General features: G+C 74.0%; 3 protein-coding genes and 1 pseudogene. 3 read left to right on the forward strand and 1 reads right to left on the reverse strand.

Annotated elements, in window-relative coordinates; all coding sequences use genetic code 11:
* The first annotated feature begins 59 nt into the window (after positions 1-59).
* The gene (locus tag ACXJKL_RS16595; RefSeq protein WP_457208125.1) at positions 60-710 is read left to right on the forward strand and encodes a hypothetical protein; all 651 of its coding nucleotides are present in this window, start codon (positions 60-62) and stop codon (positions 708-710) included.
* A gap of 4 nt (positions 711-714) precedes the next feature.
* Here ACXJKL_RS16595 and ACXJKL_RS16600 read toward each other — a convergent pair whose 3' ends face one another.
* Positions 715-1,959, reverse strand: a complete 1,245-nt coding sequence (locus ACXJKL_RS16600; RefSeq protein ID WP_457208126.1) for a hypothetical protein — start codon at positions 1,957-1,959, stop codon at positions 715-717.
* A gap of 86 nt (positions 1,960-2,045) precedes the next feature.
* On the opposite strand from ACXJKL_RS16600, the gene ACXJKL_RS16605 reads away from it, so the two are divergent.
* Entirely contained in the window at positions 2,046-3,251 is a 1,206-nt protein-coding gene (locus ACXJKL_RS16605) for a cysteine desulfurase family protein (RefSeq protein WP_457208127.1), read from the forward strand.
* Between the two features lie 10 nt (positions 3,252-3,261).
* Positions 3,262-3,822, forward strand: a pseudogene (locus ACXJKL_RS16610) (tRNA 2-thiouridine(34) synthase MnmA); the annotation flags it as partial.

Genomic DNA, 3,822 nt, shown 5'->3' on the forward strand with positions numbered 1-3,822 from the left:
GGCGTACGAGCGCGAGGTCGTGCACCGCGACGACCTCGTGCTCCTCTGAGGAGCGTGTCGTGACCTGGGACCCCTCCGCAGAGGAGCTCGCCGAGGAGGAGGCCTTCCAGCGCCTGTACGGCGCATGGGACGCCCTCGACCCGGCCGGCACGGCGGCCTTCATGGCCGGCTACCCGGGGGAGTGGTGGGTCGTCGGCGGCTGGGCGATCGAGGCCTTCACCGGCGTGGCCCGCCGGCACGAGGACATCGACCTGGTGATCTGGCGGCGCGACCTGCCGCTGCTGCGCGCGCACGTCGGCGACCGTCATCACGTCTGGAGCGCCGGCAGCGGGGCGATCCGGCCGGTCAGCGACGCCKTCCCCGAGCCGCACGCCGGGGCGGGACAGGTGTGGCTGCGCGACCACGCGAAGGCCCCGTGGTTCCTGGACTGCATCCTGTCCGAGGACCGTGACGGCCTGTGGATGAGTCGTCGCGACGACGCGCACGTCGTCCCCCTCGCCGACGTCACCTGGGTGGCCGCCGACGGCATCCGCTACATGCGTCCCGAGGTCGTGCTGCACCACAAGGCGCGGCTGCACCGCCCCAAGGACACCGTCGACCTCGAGGTGGCGTGGCCGCTGCTCGACGCGGGCGCGCAGGCGTGGCTGCGCGACGCCGTACGCCGTGAACGCGCCGACCACCCCTGGCTGGTCGGACCGATGGCGTCGTGAGTCCTCAGCTGCCGGTGGTCGCCCACGCCACGGCTGCCCGGGCCAGGCTCCGCTCGTCGAGGCCGATCTCCCGGGCCAGGACCGCGTCGACCTGTCTCGACGAGAGCGGCGCGGCCTGCCCGAGCCGACGCCGCTCGGCGGTGAAGGCGTCCATCAGGTTCCAGAGGCTCCGCGTCCCGCGCGTCGCCGCCAGGTAGGTGCACGCGGCCCCGGCCATCCCGTAGCTGGCATCGGCGTCGGCGTAGAACTCGGCGCCGTCGACCAGCCGGGGCGCTGATGCGCCGAGGTACGCCAGCACGTACGCCGCCATCCGGCGCTGCTGCCCGACGGAGTAGTGGCTGCGGGACACGTACTCGGCGGCGCCCTCCACCAGCCAGCGCGGGCTCTGGTCGTCCCTGCCGGCCAGTGCCACGTGGGCCAGCTCGTGGCGCAGCAGGAACTCGCGCTGCAGGTCGTTGTGGACCACGTCCGGGTTGACGACGAAGCGGTAGGCGGCGACCCTGCTCGAGCCCGGGCGGGCCGGGACCGGGTAGGCGACCCCGCCGGTCTCCGCGACGTCCATGGGAGTGCGCTCCTCGAGGGCGGTGAGGTCGGAGATGTCATAGGCCACGACCCGACCGGACCAGTCCGGGACCGCAGCGAGGACGGTCCTTCGCGAGGCTGTCAGGTCCTTCATGACGGCGTTGGCGTAGGGCTCGGTCTCCTCGTCGAAGAAGCCGAGGATCGGGCCGTTCTCCCGGACCACCACGTGGGCGACGTCCCAGGGGTCCGGAAGCCACCCCGTACGGCGGTCGCGCTCGGCGTCGCGATCGTCGACGAGCACGGCCTCCCCGTCGTCGTCCCGGAACGTGTACAGCAGCCGCTGCGTGACACTGCGCTGCTCGAAGCCGTCGAGGCGGAAGGTGAGGTCGACCGGCAGGCGGAGCTCGCCGTCCTCGACCCGGGCGGGCGGATCGTCGTCCACGAGCTCGAGGCGCAGGTCGCCGACCGGCATGGCCGCCAGGTTGTCGAACCAGCGAGCCTGCGTGGCCACGAACTGGAGCGCGTCGTCGTCCACGGTGGACAGGAAGGCGGCCCGGTCCCCGTCGTGCAACGCGGCCTCCCGCCGCTCCACGACGGCGCCGGCCGCGAGCCGCAGGTCGTCGGCGCCGAGGGCGGTGGACGTCGGGCGGCTCGGGCGGGCCTCGGCCGTGCAGGCGCCGGTGCCGAGGAGCAGGCAGAGGACGACGAGCCGAGACACCAGCCACATGGGCGGGAGCCTAGGTGGCCTCCGGGCGGCCCGGGCGTGAACGCCGAGATGGACCTCAGGCACCCCGCGCGTAGGCTTGGCAGGTCATGACCACCGCCGGACCCCCCGTCTACCTCGACCACGCCGCGACGACGCCGATGCTGCCCGTCGCGCTGGACGCGATGACGACGCAGCTGGCCTCGGTGGGCAACGCCAACTCGCTGCACGCCTCCGGGCGCTCGGCACGCCGGGTGGTCGAGGAGGCCCGCGAGACGATCGCGCGCTCGCTGGGCTGCCGGCCCGGGGACGTGGTCTTCACCGCGGGGGGCACGGAGGCCGACAACCTCGCCCTCAAGGGCATCTTCTGGGCCCGTCGGGGCGAGGACCCGCGCCGCGTCCGGATCCTGTCCACCGCGATCGAGCACCATGCGGTCCTGGACCCGCTGCACTGGCTGGCCACCGACGACGGCGCCGAGGTGGAGCTGCTGCCCGTGGACCAGCGCGGCCGCCTCGACGTCGACGCCCTGCGCCGCTCCATCGAGCGCGACCCGGACTCCGTGGCCCTGGTGTCGGTGATGTGGGCCAACAACGAGGTGGGCACCCTCCAGCCGGTCGACGAGGTGGTCGCGCTGGCCCACGAGCACGGCATCCCCGTCCACACCGACGCGGTGCAGGCCGTCGGCGCCGTGCCGGTCGACTTCGAGGCCTCGGGCGTGGACGCCCTCAGCTTCACCGGGCACAAGGTCGGTGGCCCCTACGGCGTCGGTGCCCTCGTCGTACGCCGCGACCTGCGCGTCTCCGCCCTCGTCCACGGCGGCGGGCAGGAGCGCGACATCCGCAGCGGCACCCTCGACCCGCCGGCCATCGCCGGGCTCGCCGCCGCCATCGAGGCCTCGGTCAAGGCCCAGCCCGAGCACGCCGAGCGCATGGCCGCCCTCCGCGACGACCTGGTCCGCCGGGTCGTCGAGGCGGTGCCGGACGCCCACCTGCACGGCGCCGCGCTCGACGCCGCCGACGGTGACGTCCCCGGCCGCCTCCCCGGCAACGCGCACCTGGGCTTCCCGGGCTGCGAGGGCGACTCGCTGCTCATGCTCCTCGACGCCCGGGGCATCGAGTGCTCCACCGGCTCGGCCTGCAGCGCCGGGGTCCCGCAGCCCTCCCACGTGCTGCTGGCCATGGGCTGCGACGCCGACCAGGCCCGCCACTCGCTGCGCTTCTCGCTCGGCCACACCTCCACCGCCGCCGACGTCGACGCACTCGTCGAGGCCATCGGACCGGTCGTGGAGCGCGCCCGCGCGGCCAAGTCACGATGAGGACCCCTCGATGAGGCTCATCGCYGCCATGTCCGGTGGGGTGGACTCCGCCGTCGCCGCGGCCCGCGCCGTCGAGGCCGGCCACGACGTGACCGGCATCCACCTCGCCCTCTCGCGCAACCCCGCGTCGTACCGCACGGGTGCCCGCGGCTGCTGCACCATCGAGGACAGCAACGACGCCCGCCGCGCGGCCGACGTCATCGGCATCCCGTTCTACGTGTGGGACCTCTCCGACGCCTTCCACGAGGACGTGGTCGAGGACTTCATGGACGAGTACGCCGCCGGCCGCACGCCCAACCCGTGCCTGCGGTGCAACGAGAAGATCAAGTTCGCCGCGGTGCTCGACCGGGCGCTGGCTCTCGGGTTCGACGCCGTCGCGACCGGTCACTACGCCCAGCTGCGCACCGGCGCCGACGGCCTGATCGAGATGCACCGCGCCGTCGACCACGGCAAGGACCAGTCCTACGTGCTCGGCGTCCTCGACCAGCGGCAGCTCGCCCACTCGCTCTTCCCGCTCGGCGACACCAGCAAGCCGCAGGTGCGCGAGGAGGCCGCCCGGCGTGGCCTGCTG

The sequence above is a fragment of the Nocardioides sp. P5_C9_2 genome, assembly GCF_054049555.1.